This window comes from Psychrobacter urativorans (assembly GCF_904846675.1).
Taxonomy (GTDB): domain Bacteria; phylum Pseudomonadota; class Gammaproteobacteria; order Pseudomonadales; family Moraxellaceae; genus Psychrobacter; species Psychrobacter urativorans_B.
Genome location: NZ_CAJHBT010000001.1, coordinates 254,660 through 271,180 on the forward strand (window position 1 = coordinate 254,660; position 16,521 = coordinate 271,180).

Consider the following 16,521-nt stretch of genomic DNA (forward strand, 5'->3'; position numbering starts at 1 on the left):
CCCGCTTAGCTAAAGTCAGTTTCCATCTCTTCAAGAGTAGTCATCGCCATCAATAAGCTTTCTTCATTGTCGCTATGCTGCTGCTGTAACGCTGTTTGCTCATCTAGTAAGCGTATCAAATCAGCTTTTCGGCTTTCCTCATAAAGGTCAGTATCAGCAAGCTTAACCTCTAAACTTGCCAGCTTATCGTCAATCTTCACTAAAGCCTTTTCGGTATCTTCAATCTCACGGCGAACAGGGGCCGTAAGCTTGCGCTGGTCGGCGGCCAGTTTGCGCTGCTCCTCTTTTGTAAGCGATGATGAAGCGGTAGTGTTAGTATCCGATTTAGGATTTGCTAGTTTTTTTTTAGTGTGCGTTAAATTATCAGGCTGAGAACTGCTATTTTTAACATCAGTTTCACGTGAAACATTCTCTTTATTAACGAATTTTTTCTTAGCTTTTTTATTCTTACCTTTTTTATCACTACCTTTATCTGAGCTATTGGTTTCTTTACGCTTATCAGACAGCCACTTACCGTAATCACTGATATCGCCATCAAACTCTTCAATTTGACCGTCATGTACTAGATATAGCTCATCGCAGACATTAGCAATCAGCTCGCGGTCATGGGATACGAGTACCACGGCACCCTCGAAACCTTGTAGCGCCATGGTTAATGCTTGGCGCATTTGTAGGTCTAAATGGTTGGTCGGCTCATCGAGTACCAAGACGTTAGGACGCTGCCAAACGATTAAAGCTAAAGTTAAGCGCGCACGCTCGCCACCTGAGAACAACTCGCTTGGGGTATCAATACGCTCACCGCGAAAGTCAAAACTGCCTAAGAACGAGCGCAATTCGGCATCGGATGTTTTGCCAGCTAGACGACGCATCATCTGTAGCGGAGAGGCGGCGGCATCTAAAGCATCCATTTGATGCTGGTTAAAGTAGCCTAATTTTAAAGTATCAGATACGCGATAAGTGCCGGATAATACGCCAAGCTCGCCAACCAAAGCCTTAATCAAAGTCGATTTACCCGCGCCATTCATACCCAGTAGACCGATACGCGTATCAGGAGTCACTTGCACGTTAGCATTGTATAAAAGTGGCGTGTCCGTATAGCCAATATCTGCATGGGTCAGCTCAATCAATGGCGAGCTCATGTTGGCGGGCTCATAAAATTGAAACGAGAATGGGTTGTCTGCCATCATAGGGGACAGCTCGCTCATGCGCTCCAGCTGCTTGATACGGCTTTGTGCTTGCTTGGCTTTACTGGCTTTGGCGCGGAAACGGCGAATAAAGTCATCTAAATGCGCCTTAGTCGCTTCTTGCTTCTCAAAGGCTTGCTGCTGCTGCGCCATGCGCTCATGGCGAGTACGAATAAACTGCTGATAGTTGCCGGTATACATGGTGATTTTTTGTTGCTCAACATGCAAAATATGACCAATAGTATTGTCCAAAAACGCTTGGTCATGCGAGATTACGATAACCAGACCGGTAAATGCATTGATCCAAGTCTCAAGCCATAAAATAGCATCTAAGTCCAAATGGTTAGTCGGCTCATCTAACAACATTAAATCGGCGCGGCTCATCAAAGTCTTCGCCAAATTCAAACGCATGCGCCAACCACCGGAAAAACTGTCTACTGGAAGTTCATGTTGCACCGTACTAAAACCAAGCCCCGACATAATTTGTGCCGCTTTAGTAGGTGTGCGATAGCCGTCGATTTCATCGAATTGCTGATGCAATACCCCAATTTGGTCATCACTAACGGTGCTTAAATTACTCAAAGCAGCATTAATCTTATACCACTGCTCATCACCGCTCAGCACATAATCAATTGCCGTCTGCGCACTCGCGCCCACTTCCTGCGCCATATGCGCCACCTGCCAGCTATCCGGAATAGTCACTTCACCGCGATCGACCGTTACTTCAGTATCACCTGTGCCCATGCGTGTCAGCAATAAGGCGAATAAGGTGGATTTGCCAGTGCCGTTATTGCCCGTTAAGCCAATCTTTTGGTTAGGATGTAGCTGGAAGCTCGCACCTGAAAATAATTCACGACCATCACGGCGAACACCAACGTCTTTAAATTCGATCATAGGGTTTTTTCATCTCAAAGGTTTTGTAGAATGTATTTTTGACAAAAACAAGTTTCTAGGTACAGTACACGAATGGTGTACTAACTGACGGCTATTATTTCAAACGCCTAGACGATAGGCAAACGATTAAATAAGTATTTCATCTTTAAGCGTTTAATATTGATAAACTAAGACTTTATAGTAGATAGATTAAGCTTTTCTTTTAACAAAGACAGCTATCGCTCTTGACAAATTAATCGTCACCCCAATTATGATATAATATCAAAACACTATTGACATCAGGCAGTTAAGCGCTATCTGTCTTAGTCTTAGCCTAACTAATTTGCCATAATTTTTCTATAATGAACACCGCCCCTAATCGAATCAATCACGCCGCCGTACCTTACTATCTATAAGTAACGCCTATCAAGCGCCGGCAGACGGCCAACGTCAATATAAAATGACAGTAAGAATCGACAGTATTTGATTGACAGCAGTATTTGATTATAAACACTGAGGTAGATATGAACGAAGCAACTAACCAATACAATCCAAGTGCCAGCCAGCCTATGGATCCTACCGTTTTAAACCTTACCGACAGCGCGGCTCAAAAAGTACGGCGTCTGCGTGAAGAAGAAGGTGACAGCGATTTGATGCTGCGGGTTTATGTAACCGGTGGTGGCTGCTCAGGCTTCTCTTACGGCTTTAACTTTGCCAATGAACTCAATGATGATGATGCCAATTTCGATAATGATGATGTCACCTTAGTCATTGACTCATTGAGCTATCAGTATCTGCAAGGCTCTACCGTTGACTATACCGAAGGCTTAGAAGGCGCGCGTTTTGTGGTGCAAAATCCTAATGCGACTACCACTTGCGGTTGTGGCTCATCTTTCTCTATTTAAGCCGCTGTTATATCATTAACGGGTATAGTATTAAAATTTAAGGTAAATGACGGTATCTTACCGTCATTCTTAATTTCAAATGACGGTTTTCATTATATAATTTATCCGTTTATAAACTTATCTTAGTATGCAGATGTACTCTCGATAATATTCTTGTTACTGATTAACCGAACAATAATACAGCTGGTCGGTTATTAGTTGTATTATTGTCAGCCTGTGCTTAAATTTAGTCGATAATTGGTTAGAAATACTAATGAGTGTTAATTTTTGGCATTTATGTACCATGAAAATAAGGCTTAACGATTACGGCTTTTACCAATTACTACTCAAAAAAAATTCAATACTCTTTTATATATTCTCGAAGGAATAGTACGATGGCCAAGTTATCACTCGATCCATTAAACGAAATTGACGGCTTTATCGCAGCCGCTTTGGTTGATAGCGAATCTGGTCTGGCGCTTGCTACAGTAGGTACGGGTATTGATCTCGATCTTGCCGCTGCTGGCAACACTGAAGTGCTACGCGCCAAGCGTAAAGTTTCTGAGGCGTTAGGTCTTAATGAAAATATCGAAGATATCCTAATCACTTTAGGTAGGCAATACCATCTGCTACGTCCACTCGTACGTAACAGTAACTTATTTTTATACCTAGTGCTTGATCGTCAAAAGTCTAATCTAGCAATGGCCCGTCATAACCTAAAAAGCTTTGAGACTGAACTCGACTTCTCATAAGCGTAGATTGACCCAATTGCTTAGGCCGCTATAAAAAAGCATCTCTCTTACAGATAGATGCTTTTTTATATGTTAATTTACGCTTTATATGACTTTAGCATTATAGAAAGCCATCTATTGATTCAATAAACTGTCCTTATTAATGCCGTTACTGTCTAATAAGCTAGGTATGATTGACTAAATATCAGCAAGCTCGCCTTAAACGAAGGTTACTGGTTTTGTAATTGTGCGTGGTTTTCAGACCCACTTTGGGCTAAACTGACTGCATCAATGACACTGTATTACCCTCTGTTCTAAGCAAGCCCTAACTATTCTGAGCAAGCCCCGACCCGTCTTTGCTCTGCCATAACGAATAACAACAGATGAACTATTATGAGTAATTTTGCACCGACCTTTACCAATTTTGAAATCCCAAGCTGGTTTGCCAGTCAACACTTAACGGGGATGCTACGCGGTATCGAAAAAGAAGGGCTACGCGTTAGACCCGATGGTTATCTAACTCAGACCCCGCATCCTGCGAAGCTCGGTTCGAAATTGACCCATCCCTCTATTACAACCGACTACTCTGAAAGCTTACTGGAACTCATTACTGATCCTAGAGAGTCACCGAAAGACACGCTAAATAAGCTGCGTCAATTACACGTCTTGGTCTATCAAGCGTTGCCTGAAAACGAGCTGATGTGGCCGCTGTCTATGCCGTGCATGCTATCAGCCGACGATGCAGATATTCCATTGGCGGACTACGGCAGCTCTAATACAGGTAAGCTTAAAACCCTTTATCGTAGTGGCCTTGGCATTCGCTATGGTCGCCGGATGCAGACCATTGCCGGACTTCATTATAATCTGTCTTTTGGTGATGGACTGTTCGAATCATGGCAAGAAAAAGTGGCCTCGACTCAAAACCAAGAACAGCCGCAAACACTGACAGAGTTTAAGAATGATAAGTATTTAGGCCTCATTCGTAACTTCAAGCGTCTGACCAGCCTGGTCTTGTATTTACTGGGAGCCAGTCCTAGCGTCTGCCCGTGCTTTATTGCCGGTCGTGAGCATGACTTGTTATTAATGAATGACTCGACCTATTATAAGCCTACTGCCACCAGCCTACGCATGGGCAAACTGGGCTACACCAATAGCGTTCAAGAGCATCTCGATATTCGTTATAACCATTTACCTGAATATATTGAAGGTCTGCGCCGCGCCATTCAAACGCCGCATGAAAGCTTCCAAAAATTGGGCTTGAATGATGATAATGGCAATCCCATTCAAATTAATGACCATATTTTACAAATAGAAAACGAATACTACAGCCCTATCCGCCCCAAACAAATCGCTGAGCGCGGTGAAACTCCAACTGAAGCACTTGAACGCCGCGGTATCGCTTATGTTGAGTTCCGCGCTATTGATTTAGACCCGTATAGTGATGTCGGTATTCGTTTATCCAGTGCCTGTTTTTTGGAGGTGATGGCGCTATATTGCCTGTTCAATGACTCACCAGATCTGTTGCCTATCGAGGAAGAAGAGCTGGCAATAAACCTTGAGCGCGTGGTCAATGAAGGTCGCCGCGATGGTCTACATATCTTAAATAACGGCACTGAGCAACCATTAGAAGGTTGGATGCTGACACATTTAGCCAATATGCGTCCATTAGCAGCCATGCTTGACGCGCATTATGGTGGCAATGATTATCGCACCGCAGTAGCACTGATGCAAGGTAAAGCAGTGCACTCTGAATCGACTATATCTGCCCAAGTTAATGCTGACAGTGAGCGTTTAGGCAGCATGTGGCAGCTTGGATTTACCTTAGCAAAGCAGCATCGTGAACTGCTATTACAGCAAACACTGAGCCCAAATACACAGGCTAAGTATGAGGTACTGGTAGAAAAGTCGATCTTGCAACAGGCTGAGCTCGAAGAGGCTGAGACTGAAGACTTTATGGAATTTTTACAGCAATATCGTTAGTCGCACTCCACTGATCTTGCCACACTATATAAGAATACTGACCTGATGCAACGACTGACAACTTACCGCCGCTTGCAAGTATTTTTGGTACTGATGACTGTCATTGGTATGAGCTTTGCGCTGTTTTTTTTGCAGCGCTATATGGGATTTCCCCCTTGCCCACTGTGCATCTTTCAGCGTATTGGCCTAATGGTAATGGGCAGCTTTGCGCTGATTGCTGCGTTATGGCATCCTAAATCAGTGATCATCAAGCTGCTATTATGGCTTGGTAGTCTGGCAGGTATAGGTTGGGCAACAGCGATAGCAGTGCGGCATGTCTGGCTACAGCATTTGCCCGCAGATCAAGTACCTTCGTGTGGACCGGGTCTCGATTATTGGCTCGATACCTTGCCTATGAAACAAGTCCTGAACGAAGTGCTAGCAGGCTCTGGCGAATGTGCCTCGGTTGCTTGGCACTTTTTGGGGCTCAGCATCCCAGAACAGTCGTTAATATTCTTCAGCGTTTTATTGATTATCCATGCTCTGGTATTTTGGCGTATTCTGCATCCTATGGTCAGCGTTCGTTAATAGTAGAATCTCAATCCTTATGACTTTTTCATAGCCTCGTAGCTGATTATTAACTAAACAGCTACGAGGCTTTTTAATACATAATTTTTACACTGATAACAAAAATTCCACATAGTCGCCTTTGGTGTTTGATACCTTATAGCAGTTTATCTGATTTATCCAAATTTGGAATTATATTATGCCTTGCAGGATATAAGCATCACTTTTTTGATAAACAGATTTGTCTATCGCCCTGAGAACCTATTGTTATGACGATAACTGATTTAGTTGGCGTGATGATGCTCGCACTTATCGCTGCTCTCTAAATGACGTTTGTTTGTTGTAGGTATGATAATGATATATTCTATGCTGATACTGCCCATGTTTAATAAGTTTGCTAAGTTTGCTAAGTTTGCTAAGTTTGCTAAGTTTGCTAAGTTTGCTAAGTTTGCTAAGTTTGCTAAGGTTACCAACCATACCACTACGTTATTACGAAGATTTGGATGCTTAGGGTTGCCGCTGTCCTTTTGTGTACTGTTGATGGGCTGTGACAGTCAGTCCACCGCTGCGCCTGTCGCTGATGATACACTTTTGTCTACCCAAGCGGCGCAGGACTCCACTGCACAAAGGGTGGCATCCGAAGAGGCAAACACACAGCAGCAAGATGATCAACTAGAAGTAGAAGGCGAGGATGAAGGCCAATCGCTCATGGCCGCCGCCAAAACAGATGATAGCGTGTCACCACGACGGACGCCGATGATTTCAGAGAAGAACGCTGATAGTGCCTTACAAGCCACTTTGATTGGTGATTATGTCGGTATGCTACCCTGCTCATCCTGTGAAGGGGTTACCATCACCCTCAATTTGTTTGCCGATGGTTCAGTCTTAAAAACCAGTGTTTATAAGAACCCAGAACCCGCACAAGCTCCCGTGGTTGAGTCGGGAATTTATCGTCAAGACGACGTCACTATTACCATTGTGTATGACACCAAGGATATCGAAACCTATTGTATCCAAGACAATCACTTAGTAATGGTGAATGAAGACAAAACGCTCGATACGGACTACATCTTATCGCGTAAGTAAAATCAAAATCATAGTAATGAAACCTTATTGACGCCTACTTATTGGGCGTTTTTTATTGGTCATGTATTAGGCTTTACTTTACAATAAGTACAGTTATAGTGGCCTAGATAACGTCTTGGTGGTGTAACAGAAAGTATGCTGAGGAATTAAAGGAGAGGTGACAGCCAAAGCAAGATGTTATATTTGAGGTTATGAAGACACAAATAGATATCAGCTGCCCCGACTGTCACAGTACAAGTTTTTCGATCAACGGCATAAAAAGCTATGGCAAGCAGAACTACCAATGTAAGTATTGTCAGCGTCAATTCATTGGCGACCATGCCTTAACCTACCAAGGCTGTCATTCTAGAATAGAAGATAGAATACGGCTGATGACTGCTCGAGGCTGCGGTATCAGAGACATCGCTGTCATTACCTCGATTAGTATTGGTAAAGTACTGAGCACCTTAGGCTCATCCGTGTATAAAACTACTCCTAAGAAGCGTTATTATGAACGCTTAGAGGTTGATGAGTTTTGGACTTACGTGGGTCGAAAAAAGCGTAAAGTCTGGCTCATTTATGCTTATGATCGTGACACCAGTGAGATTGTGGCTTATGTTTGGGGTAAACGTGACTTAGCCACGGCAAGAAAGCTACGGTGCCGTCTCAAGTACCTTAAAGTGACGTATAGCTCTGTTAGCATGGATAACTGGAACAGTTTCTTAACGGCCTTTAAACCAGAAAATAAACGGATTGGCAAACAACATACTGTAGGTATAGAAGGCAATAACTGCCGTCTTAGACACCGACTAAAACGAGCCGTTAGAAGAACCTGCTGTTTCTCTAAAAAGCTTGATAATCACTTTAAAGTCTTTGATTTGGTGTTCTTTTATATCAATTATGGTTATGTTTGATGCCAGCATACTTTTTAGAACACCACCTATTGTTTATCTCTTTTCTATACTCATCCATTCATCTTATATTGCGCGGAACGTCTATGCATATTCATATCCTTGGTATTTGCGGCACATTTATGGGATCGCTTGCCTTACTGGCACGCGAGCTTGGGCATACGGTGACCGGTTCCGATGCCAATGTTTATCCGCCTATGTCTACCCAACTCGAGCATGCTGGCGTAACGATTAGCGAGGGCTATCTGGTAGAGCATTTGCAGCCAACCCCAGATTTGGTAGTGGTCGGCAATGCGATGAAGCGCGGTATGGAAGTGGTTGAATATATGTTAGACCAAGGTCTGCGTTATACCTCAGGCCCACAATTTTTGTCTGAGCAAATATTACAGTCGCGTCACGTCATAGCGGTTGCCGGTACCCATGGTAAAACCACAACGACGACGATGCTGGCATGGATACTTCACTATGCGGGTATCGATGCTGGATTTTTAATTGGTGGCGTGCCGCTCGTCAATACCACTGATGAGCACTTGCAGCAGGTGTTTGCACACAGCAGTTATTTAGGTGCTGACCAAACTGCGTCAACTGTTACTCCATCAAATTATCTTTCATCAACCGCTACTTCGTCCAAAAATTTATCAACAAACAGCACAGCTGAAACTTCAACTTCTGGTTATTTTGTCATTGAAGCCGATGAATACGACTCTGCATTTTTTGATAAGCGCTCAAAGTTCGTCCATTATCGTCCGCGTACCGCTATCTTGAATAATCTTGAATTTGATCATGCCGACATTTTCGCTGACCTTAATGCCATTCAAGTACAGTTTCATCATATGGTACGCATGATTCCACGTACGGGCAAAATCATTATGCCGGCGGCTACTATCAGCTTAGAAGACACACTGGCTAAAGGCGTTTGGACACCTATTTGGCGCACTTCAGTCACTGATAATAATTTATCCAGCAATCAATCGGGTGGTGCAGAAAAAGACGTAAAAGTGACTGGCAATAGCGACTGGCAAGCCACTCTTATTACTGAAGATGGTAGCCAGTTTAAAGTCAGCTTTAATGGTGATGTTGATAATGCAGCTGATATTAGTACTGATAATAAGTCTAATACTGAAGCAACGGCTGCCGTGGATTGGTCGATGAGTGGCATTCATAATGTTAACAATGCACTAGTAGCCGTCGCAGCGGCCTACGATGTTGGTGTCAGTGTTGAGACCGCCTGTACTGCCCTGTCAGCTTTTGCCGGCATCAAGCGCCGGATGGAGCTTATCGGTGACGCCAATGATATTTTAATATTTGATGATTTCGCTCACCACCCGACTGCCATCACCACCACCTTAGATGGTGCCAAAAAGAAACTGGTAGGCAGGCGCATTTGGGCGATTATTGAGCCACGTAGCAACACCATGAAAATGGGTGTGCATCAGGACAGTCTCGCCCAATCAGCAGCGCTTGCTGACCAAACGCTTTGGTATGAGCCGACAGGTCTTGAGTGGGGATTACAAGAGATTATTGACCATGCAAATGCAGCGAGTAGCAATATGGGCAACCAACAAGTTATGACTAGTGTCGATGCCATCATTTCGCATATCAGTACCCATGCACAGGCAGGCGATGCGATTATTATCATGTCTAATGGCGGATTTGAAGGGATCCATCAGCGCTTACTATCAGCGTTACAGGAATAATTCGCTTAAGCTGTACTTAATATGATGTCACTTTCTCCCTGATCTTATCTGGCCCTATCCTAATATAACCAATGGCAGAAAGATCAATAGCGTCAGACTTTGTTAAGAGTCTGACGCTATTTTTATAGCTCGTTTTCTGTAATTTATTGCTATGGAGAAGAAAATAAAAAATTATAGCCACTAGCTGTATGCTTACCTTTGTAACCTTTCATTTACCTAAAGTCCGCGAATAATAGCAAATCACTGAATTTCATCACATAGCGCCTACACAGGTAACACTTTGCACTTACTTTTTGAATGGTCGAGTGCTTACAATAGATTCATCAAATACGCATTACTTATAAAAGACACGATTAATAAAAACATTAATTGGAATAAATAAATTAGGAGAATGACAATGGGTTTTATTTGGATGATTATCGTAGGTTTGGTTGCTGGTCTATTAGCCCGTGCTATTAAACCAGGTAGCGACCCGATGGGTTGGATTATGACTATAATCCTTGGTATTGTTGGTGCAATGCTTGGTGGTTTCGTAGCAGGTCTGATAGGTATTAACGCTGACGGTGGCTTTATTGGTCTAATATTCTCAGTAATTGGTGCTATTATCCTGTTGTTCATCTATGAGATGATTATGAGTAAACGCCGCGTATAACTAATAGCTTATTAGTATCTATAACGCAAATAAAAATAGCATCAACAAAAAAGACCTTATACTACTTAAGGTCTTTTTTTATGTTTATATAAAGTAAAAATCAGTATTAAGCCCTTTATACTATTTGGTTTAGATGTTTAGAGCGCATTTATAGTGATAAGTATTGAAAGTCATTGATAAATGTTACTTTTGCCCCCATTTATCTTATAATAATCCGCCTACTCCATCCGTATTTTTGAGGTGAGCTACATGGCATTACTCCCTATTTTAAACTATCCCGACCCGCGTTTGCGTACCATTGCTACGCCGGTAAAAGAGATTACTGACGATATCAAAACCTTAATTACTGACATGATTGAGACTATGTATGACGCGCAAGGTATTGGCCTCGCCGCCAGTCAAGTAGATCAGCATATCCAGCTGATTGTCATGGACTTGTCCGAAGACAAAGATACCCCGATGGTATTCATCAATCCTAAAGTAACGCCTTTGGTAGAAGAAAAACAGCCCTATGAAGAAGGCTGTCTGTCCGTACCAGACGTTTATGATAAGGTTGAGCGCCCTAATAAAGTACATATCGAAGCCTTAGATGAAAACGGCAAAGCTATGGATAAGGAAGTCGAAGGCTTATTGGCAGTATGTATCCAGCACGAAATGGACCACTTAAATGGGGTGATATTTGTGGATTATTTATCGCATCTTAAACAAACCCGTGCCCGTGATAAAGTGCGTAAAGTACTCAAAATTCGTGAAAAGCAAGAACAGGACGACAAGCAAATAGATAAGCAGCCCCAAGCTACTAACATTTAAGACTTTTATTGCTTCAATCACTTATTGTCTATATTCTTTATTGTCATTAGGGGGTTCATCACCATGATCAAAATTGACCAATATTTTGACCCTGCCGGCTGAAAGAGATTCACTAAAGCTGCTGAAGGTCACGAAACTCCTTTTTTGATGGTGGTCTTAAGCCGTATCAAAACTAAATACGCTGAGATGGTAGGACTGTTTCCTAATGCTAAAATACATTATGCGATGAAGACCAGTCCTGCGATTGAAGTGATTAACTTATTGGCAGATTTGGGTTCAAACTTTGACTGTGCCTTCGTTTATAAGCTTGATCGAGTACTCGATTGCGGCGTTGATGCTGCGCGTATCTCTTACGGCAACACCATCAAAAAGGCTCGAGACGTTGAATACGCATATAATAAAGGCGTGCAGCTATACGCTACCGACTCAGAAGCGGACCTCAAAAATATTGCTAAATATGCTCCTGGCTCAAAAGTATTTGTACGCATCTTAGTACAAGGGTCAGAAACCGCTGATTGGCCACTATCGCGAAAGTTCGGCTGCCATCCTAATATGGCGATTGACTTGCTAATTCAAGCACGCGATTTGGGCCTTGTGCCGTATGGTATCTCCTTCCATGTCGGCAGTCAGCAAAAAGACGTCGCAGCATGGGACGATGCGTTGGCCAAAGTTAAATATATGTTTGATTGGATGCTTAACGAAGAAGATATTAAGCTGCAAATGATTAATTTGGGTGGTGGCTTCCCTGCCAATTATCTCAGTGAAGTCAATCCTATTCAGGTCTATGCCCAAGAGATTAAACGCTATCTAACCGATGATTATAATGATGAAGATATGCCGGAGATTATATTGGAACTGGGGCGCTCACTAGTCGGAGGTTCAGGGGTATTGGTCAGTGACGTGGTGCTGATTTCACGTAAGTCGCACACGGATTTGACCCGTTGGGTATATACCGATGTGGGACTGCTCCAAGGATTGATCGAAACTTCAGGTGAGGCTATTAAATATCCGGTTTATACCCCGAAAATGGAAACCTCAACCAACAAAGGGACGGTAGTATTGGCAGGGCCGACTTGCGATTCAACCGATATCATGTATGAAGAGGCGGGCTAACAGTTACCTGAAGAGCTTGAAATTGGCGATAAAATCTACTGGTTAACTACGGGTGCTTATACCAACTCTTACTCGTCTGTTGAGTTTAATGGTTTTCCACCGTTGGAAGTAGTCTATATTGACTAGCATTGATTGATTAACTTGAAATGAAACGTTATTAATAAAAAAGCGCGGTACTGCGAATAACAGTGCCGCGCTTTTTTATGGAGTATTAATTATTTATTCATATAAAACTACTGCACCAATAACCAAATAGGTGTGCTGTTGTTACTGATCCTAGTACTGTTACCGCCGTAACCTGAGCTTTGGTTTTGTGTGTTCTGTGATATCTGACCTATATTAATCCATTGTCCACACGGGACAATAATTGTGCTATCTAAGCCTTGGCGCTTAATCGCATTCGTTGGATAACTGTTATTAGAATGAGTGTTACGATTAAAGCCTACCAACTTTTCTTCAACTTGCGATAAATTAACTTCGATTTGTCCATTGGGCAGCAATCGTGGTTTGACTTGAATGCCTTGAGTTGTTGGCAATAAAATTTGCTGCTGAATAATAATTTGCCCTAATGGGCGATTATATGACGGATAAACATTGGCTTGATAAATTTGGGTGAGTGACCATAGCGTGCCAGTGCTGATACTTGCTGCACTTCCTGACAAAGTCTGTACCTGATATAAGCTGTTATTTTGCTGTTGGCTATTGCGTTGGTTAATAATACCTGCGCCTTGAATGCCTTGGTCACTGATAATCACTCGGCCTTGATTAATATTACTTTGGGCGTTGATATTATTACCTACTCTTACAGACACAGTTAAGGCTTGCGGTTGGCCATCAATTTGCGTTAGGAGCTGCTGCACTGCTTGATAATTAGCAGTAGTGGTATTTAGGACTAGTTTATCTTGATAAGTTGCAACCGTACCGCCATCACGGCTGGCGCTCAGCTGGTGGCGAACGGCAGGTAGCAGAGCCTCACCGCCATAGGTATGGATGACATAAGTTTTATAAGAGTTTTGATAAGGGGCGGCTATGGCTGGAGAATACAAAGCAAAGCTTGCGACTGTAGCCAGTAATGGGAGCATTGAGTTTTTAATAAGAGCGTCCATAAGCACTTAAATCCGAATCAAGTGACCAAATAAATACTTTCACATGCTTACTTCTGTTAGCTGTATTCTTGGCTTGTAAGGAATCGTATTCTTTGATAATAGATAAGTCTGTCAGGCTCATACCCTCATTAGGCTTAGCGGCTGTTTTATTTTGTCCAGCTCTATCAACGAACTCACCAATCCAATTTTGCCATTCATTTTTTAAGTCAAAATCGCTAATTTCAAATGGCAAGTTACCTGCAAATGTCTTGTTCATCATATCAACGAACCTTCTAGCAATTTTTCTGCGGGTTCCTCCATCACCATTTTGGCTAATATGATTACCAACTTCCACTGCTACAGATAATGGGATAATGAATCGACAATTTGATTGAGCATAGATTTCAAAATCAGCTGTGACCGAAACTATCTCTTGATTTTTATTCGGAACATTTAATATATTTAATAATATGCTAGTGTCTAATAAGCAGATATCCGCCATCTAATCAGCTCCTTGTAGCTGGCTAAGCCAATCTAATGCCTGTTTTTTACGTTGCTCTGGAGTCGTCGGATGTTTTACAAAGCGTTCAACGATACCTTGAGTAACTAAGTCACCTAATGAGCCTTGAGCGACTAAGCCCAGATAATCATCTAGGTCGCCTAACCGCACTAACTTACTATCGCCCGCTTGCGGGTCTCTATAACAGAATACTGCATCTGCCAAAGCTTCGTCAGGGAGTGCATCCATTAGTGCAGGATTATGGGTAGATAATAATAAATTAAGCTTGCGCTCTTTTGCATACTGACGCAGTAAACTCAGGATTTCATGAGCTCGAGTAGGATGAATACTATTATCAATTTCTTCAATGACTACGGTTGCACCTTCTGGCACAGACAATAGCGCAGCTGCAATACCTAATACTTTTAAGGTACCGTCAGATAACAAATCCATGGTGCGTTCAGTAGATGCGCTGCCAAAATTTTCGCATAGTAAAAACTCTACACGCTCTCTTTTGTCTGTATAAAACTTGATATCCGTAATGTCTTGCTCAGGTAAACTCTGTACTAGCTGTAGTATTTTTTCTTTATACTCTGAATTTTTTTTACAAAGGTGACGTAAGACACCTGCCAAATTTGAACCACTATTACTAAGTATTTTCTCTGAAACACTATCTTGACGCATGACGCCAGGCACAAAATCATAAAAGAAAGTATCAATCAGGAAGTCCGTCAAATCATCAAAGCAGTTTATATTAATTGGACTGACCTGAGATGTATCATGAAAGCCTTTCCAAATAACGTCATAGAAATTTTTCATAGATAATACAGATAAATCTTGATCTGGAAAATTAGCTGCTACTTCAAAGTCACCAAATCTTTGAGGTATCCAACTATTCTTATTTACTTCAAGAATATATTTCAAAGAAGCAAGCTTTATGGTGTCAGACGCATCAAGATATCTCAGAGCCAAATTAATATATTTACCGCTTCTATGAAAAAATAACTTATTTTCTTTTTCTTGATAAATTTCTGCTACTACATAAAGTTGGTTATCTTCATTTAGAAAAACACCAGAGTAACTAATATTGGAAGCATAATTGAATGAAAGAGAAAAGCTGTTTTCGTGGTTAAAGGCTAAGTCTTTGATACTGCCTCGAACTACCTTATCACTGTCATTGACCCTATTTTTTAGCGTAGAGAGACGCTCACCGCCAGCCACCCAACTTAAAAAGCGAAAGGCTTCGATAGCATTACTCTTCCCTGACGCATTCGCCCCTATTAATAAAGTCAGAGGGGATAACGGCAGGGTCGCATCTTTATAGCTTTTGAAGTTTTTAATGGTGATACTGGCGTTATCTGTCATTATAATCTCGCTTATAGTCAGTGTACTTAACTACTTATTTAAACCATAGCCATTTAAACCTTACTCATTCAAACCCAACACATCTTGCATATTATATTGGCCAGCCGCTTGTTGAACTATCCACGTAGTGGCACGGATGGCACCAGCGGCGAAAGTCATGCGCTCCCGCGCGCGGTGAGTAATTTCGACCACTTCTCCATCAGCGATAAACATCACGGTATGGTCGCCAACAATCTCACCGCCACGAACCGCATGAATACCAATCGTACCCGTTTCGCGCGCGCCTGTTTGCCCTTCGCGGCCGTATACCACCACATCTTTTAGGTTCTGACCTCGCGCCTGCGCTACAGCTTCGGCCATCATATAGGCAGTACCCGATGGTGCATCGATTTTATGCTTATGATGCGCTTCGATGATTTCAACATCAGCATCGGTACCAAAGGCCTTAGCAGCCATCTCTAACAGCTTCAACGATAGGTTAACGCCGGTGGAATAGTTACCAGCATAAACGATAGCGATATCTTTACTTGCTGCGGCTAAGGCTTGTTCTTGCTGCTCATTAAAGCCTGTGGTACCGATAACCATTGCGACTTTATGCTCGGCACAGATTTTCATGTTTTGCTCAGTGGCATCAGGCAAGCTGAAATCGACCAGCACATCAATGTCATTAATTACTGCCGTTAAATCGTCGACTATTTTTATGTTTAAAAGCCCTATAGCAGCCACTTCGCCAGCATCGGCTCCAACAAGGCTTGAGCCTTGACGCTCAATGGCGGCGCTTAAGTTGGTTTGCGGATTGTCTTGTACCGCTTCAATCAACATGCGTCCCATACGTCCGCCTGCACCAATAACACCAATATTTATACTATGCTTAGCTACTTTATTATCTACTTGTTGAGTCATATTTTATCCTAAAATTTTTATTATTTAAAATCTGATTTTTTAAGGTGATAGGGTCGATTCGAGATAAAAGAGTTATGATTATAGCAGCGTGCTACTGGAATAAATTTTTCTGGCTTGCTGTTTGCAAGCGTGACAGAGGCTGCAAAAAATTCATTCCAGTAGCACAGTACCTTTTTTCAAATTAAATTAACTATAGCCATCAATAAATGCTTTTAATATCATA

14 protein-coding genes and 1 pseudogene are annotated in these 16,521 nt (G+C 42.3%); 10 read left to right on the forward strand and 5 right to left on the reverse strand.

Annotated features, from left to right (window positions below; genetic code table 11):
* Positions 1-5 precede the first annotated feature (5 nt).
* Positions 6-2,078: an ABC-F family ATP-binding cassette domain-containing protein gene (locus tag JMY06_RS01140; protein WP_201615594.1), complete on the reverse strand. Its 2,073-nt coding sequence runs from the start codon at positions 2,076-2,078 to the stop codon at positions 6-8.
* Between the two features lie 503 nt (positions 2,079-2,581).
* Between JMY06_RS01140 and erpA the strand changes: the two genes are divergently transcribed.
* The 10 genes and pseudogenes from erpA to JMY06_RS01190 all read left to right on the forward strand — a co-directional run bounded on the left by erpA (position 2,582) and on the right by JMY06_RS01190 (position 12,572).
* Positions 2,582-2,962, forward strand: a complete 381-nt coding sequence (gene erpA / locus JMY06_RS01145) for an iron-sulfur cluster insertion protein ErpA (RefSeq protein ID WP_413786283.1) — start codon at positions 2,582-2,584, stop codon at positions 2,960-2,962.
* A 374-nt stretch (positions 2,963-3,336) separates the two neighbouring features.
* Positions 3,337-3,693: a roadblock/LC7 domain-containing protein gene (locus JMY06_RS01150; RefSeq protein WP_201529145.1), complete on the forward strand. Its 357-nt coding sequence runs from the start codon at positions 3,337-3,339 to the stop codon at positions 3,691-3,693.
* 372 nt (positions 3,694-4,065) lie between these two features.
* Complete coding sequence (gene gshA / locus JMY06_RS01155; protein WP_201615595.1) at positions 4,066-5,652, forward strand: glutamate--cysteine ligase; 1,587 nt, start codon at positions 4,066-4,068, stop codon at positions 5,650-5,652.
* 45 nt (positions 5,653-5,697) lie between these two features.
* Positions 5,698-6,219 carry a disulfide bond formation protein B gene (locus JMY06_RS01160; protein ID WP_201615596.1) on the forward strand — a complete coding sequence of 174 codons (522 nt, stop codon included), beginning with the start codon at positions 5,698-5,700 and terminating at the stop codon, positions 6,217-6,219.
* Between the two features lie 333 nt (positions 6,220-6,552).
* The gene (locus JMY06_RS01165; protein ID WP_227672098.1) at positions 6,553-7,284 is read left to right on the forward strand and encodes a copper resistance protein NlpE N-terminal domain-containing protein; all 732 of its coding nucleotides are present in this window, start codon (positions 6,553-6,555) and stop codon (positions 7,282-7,284) included.
* A gap of 191 nt (positions 7,285-7,475) precedes the next feature.
* Positions 7,476-8,177, forward strand: a complete 702-nt coding sequence (locus JMY06_RS01170; RefSeq protein WP_201615597.1) for an IS1 family transposase — start codon at positions 7,476-7,478, stop codon at positions 8,175-8,177.
* Positions 8,178-8,260: 83 nt separating this feature from the next.
* Positions 8,261-9,871, forward strand: coding sequence for a UDP-N-acetylmuramate:L-alanyl-gamma-D-glutamyl-meso-diaminopimelate ligase (mpl, locus tag JMY06_RS01175; RefSeq protein ID WP_201615598.1), 1,611 nt, complete (start codon positions 8,261-8,263; stop codon positions 9,869-9,871).
* A gap of 397 nt (positions 9,872-10,268) precedes the next feature.
* On the forward strand, positions 10,269-10,523 hold the full coding sequence (locus tag JMY06_RS01180) for a GlsB/YeaQ/YmgE family stress response membrane protein (RefSeq protein ID WP_201529153.1): 255 nt from the start codon (positions 10,269-10,271) through the stop codon (positions 10,521-10,523).
* Positions 10,524-10,772: 249 nt separating this feature from the next.
* Complete coding sequence (def, locus tag JMY06_RS01185) at positions 10,773-11,333, forward strand: peptide deformylase (RefSeq protein ID WP_201529155.1); 561 nt, start codon at positions 10,773-10,775, stop codon at positions 11,331-11,333.
* A 63-nt stretch (positions 11,334-11,396) separates the two neighbouring features.
* Positions 11,397-12,572: pseudogene (locus JMY06_RS01190) on the forward strand (type III PLP-dependent enzyme).
* Positions 12,573-12,679: 107 nt separating this feature from the next.
* Here JMY06_RS01190 and JMY06_RS01195 read toward each other — a convergent pair.
* From JMY06_RS01195 to dapB, 4 genes are read right to left on the reverse strand one after another with little or no spacing between them, the layout of a single operon-like run.
* Positions 12,680-13,552: a hypothetical protein gene (locus JMY06_RS01195; RefSeq protein ID WP_201615599.1), complete on the reverse strand. Its 873-nt coding sequence runs from the start codon at positions 13,550-13,552 to the stop codon at positions 12,680-12,682.
* Entirely contained in the window at positions 13,536-14,033 is a 498-nt protein-coding gene (locus tag JMY06_RS01200) for a hypothetical protein (protein WP_201615600.1), read from the reverse strand. Before JMY06_RS01200 ends, JMY06_RS01195 begins: the two co-directional genes overlap by 17 nt.
* Entirely contained in the window at positions 14,034-15,395 is a 1,362-nt protein-coding gene (locus tag JMY06_RS01205; RefSeq protein WP_201615601.1) for an AAA family ATPase, read from the reverse strand.
* Positions 15,396-15,455: 60 nt separating this feature from the next.
* Positions 15,456-16,298: a 4-hydroxy-tetrahydrodipicolinate reductase gene (gene dapB, locus JMY06_RS01210; protein ID WP_201615602.1), complete on the reverse strand. Its 843-nt coding sequence runs from the start codon at positions 16,296-16,298 to the stop codon at positions 15,456-15,458.
* Positions 16,299-16,521 lie beyond the last annotated feature (223 nt).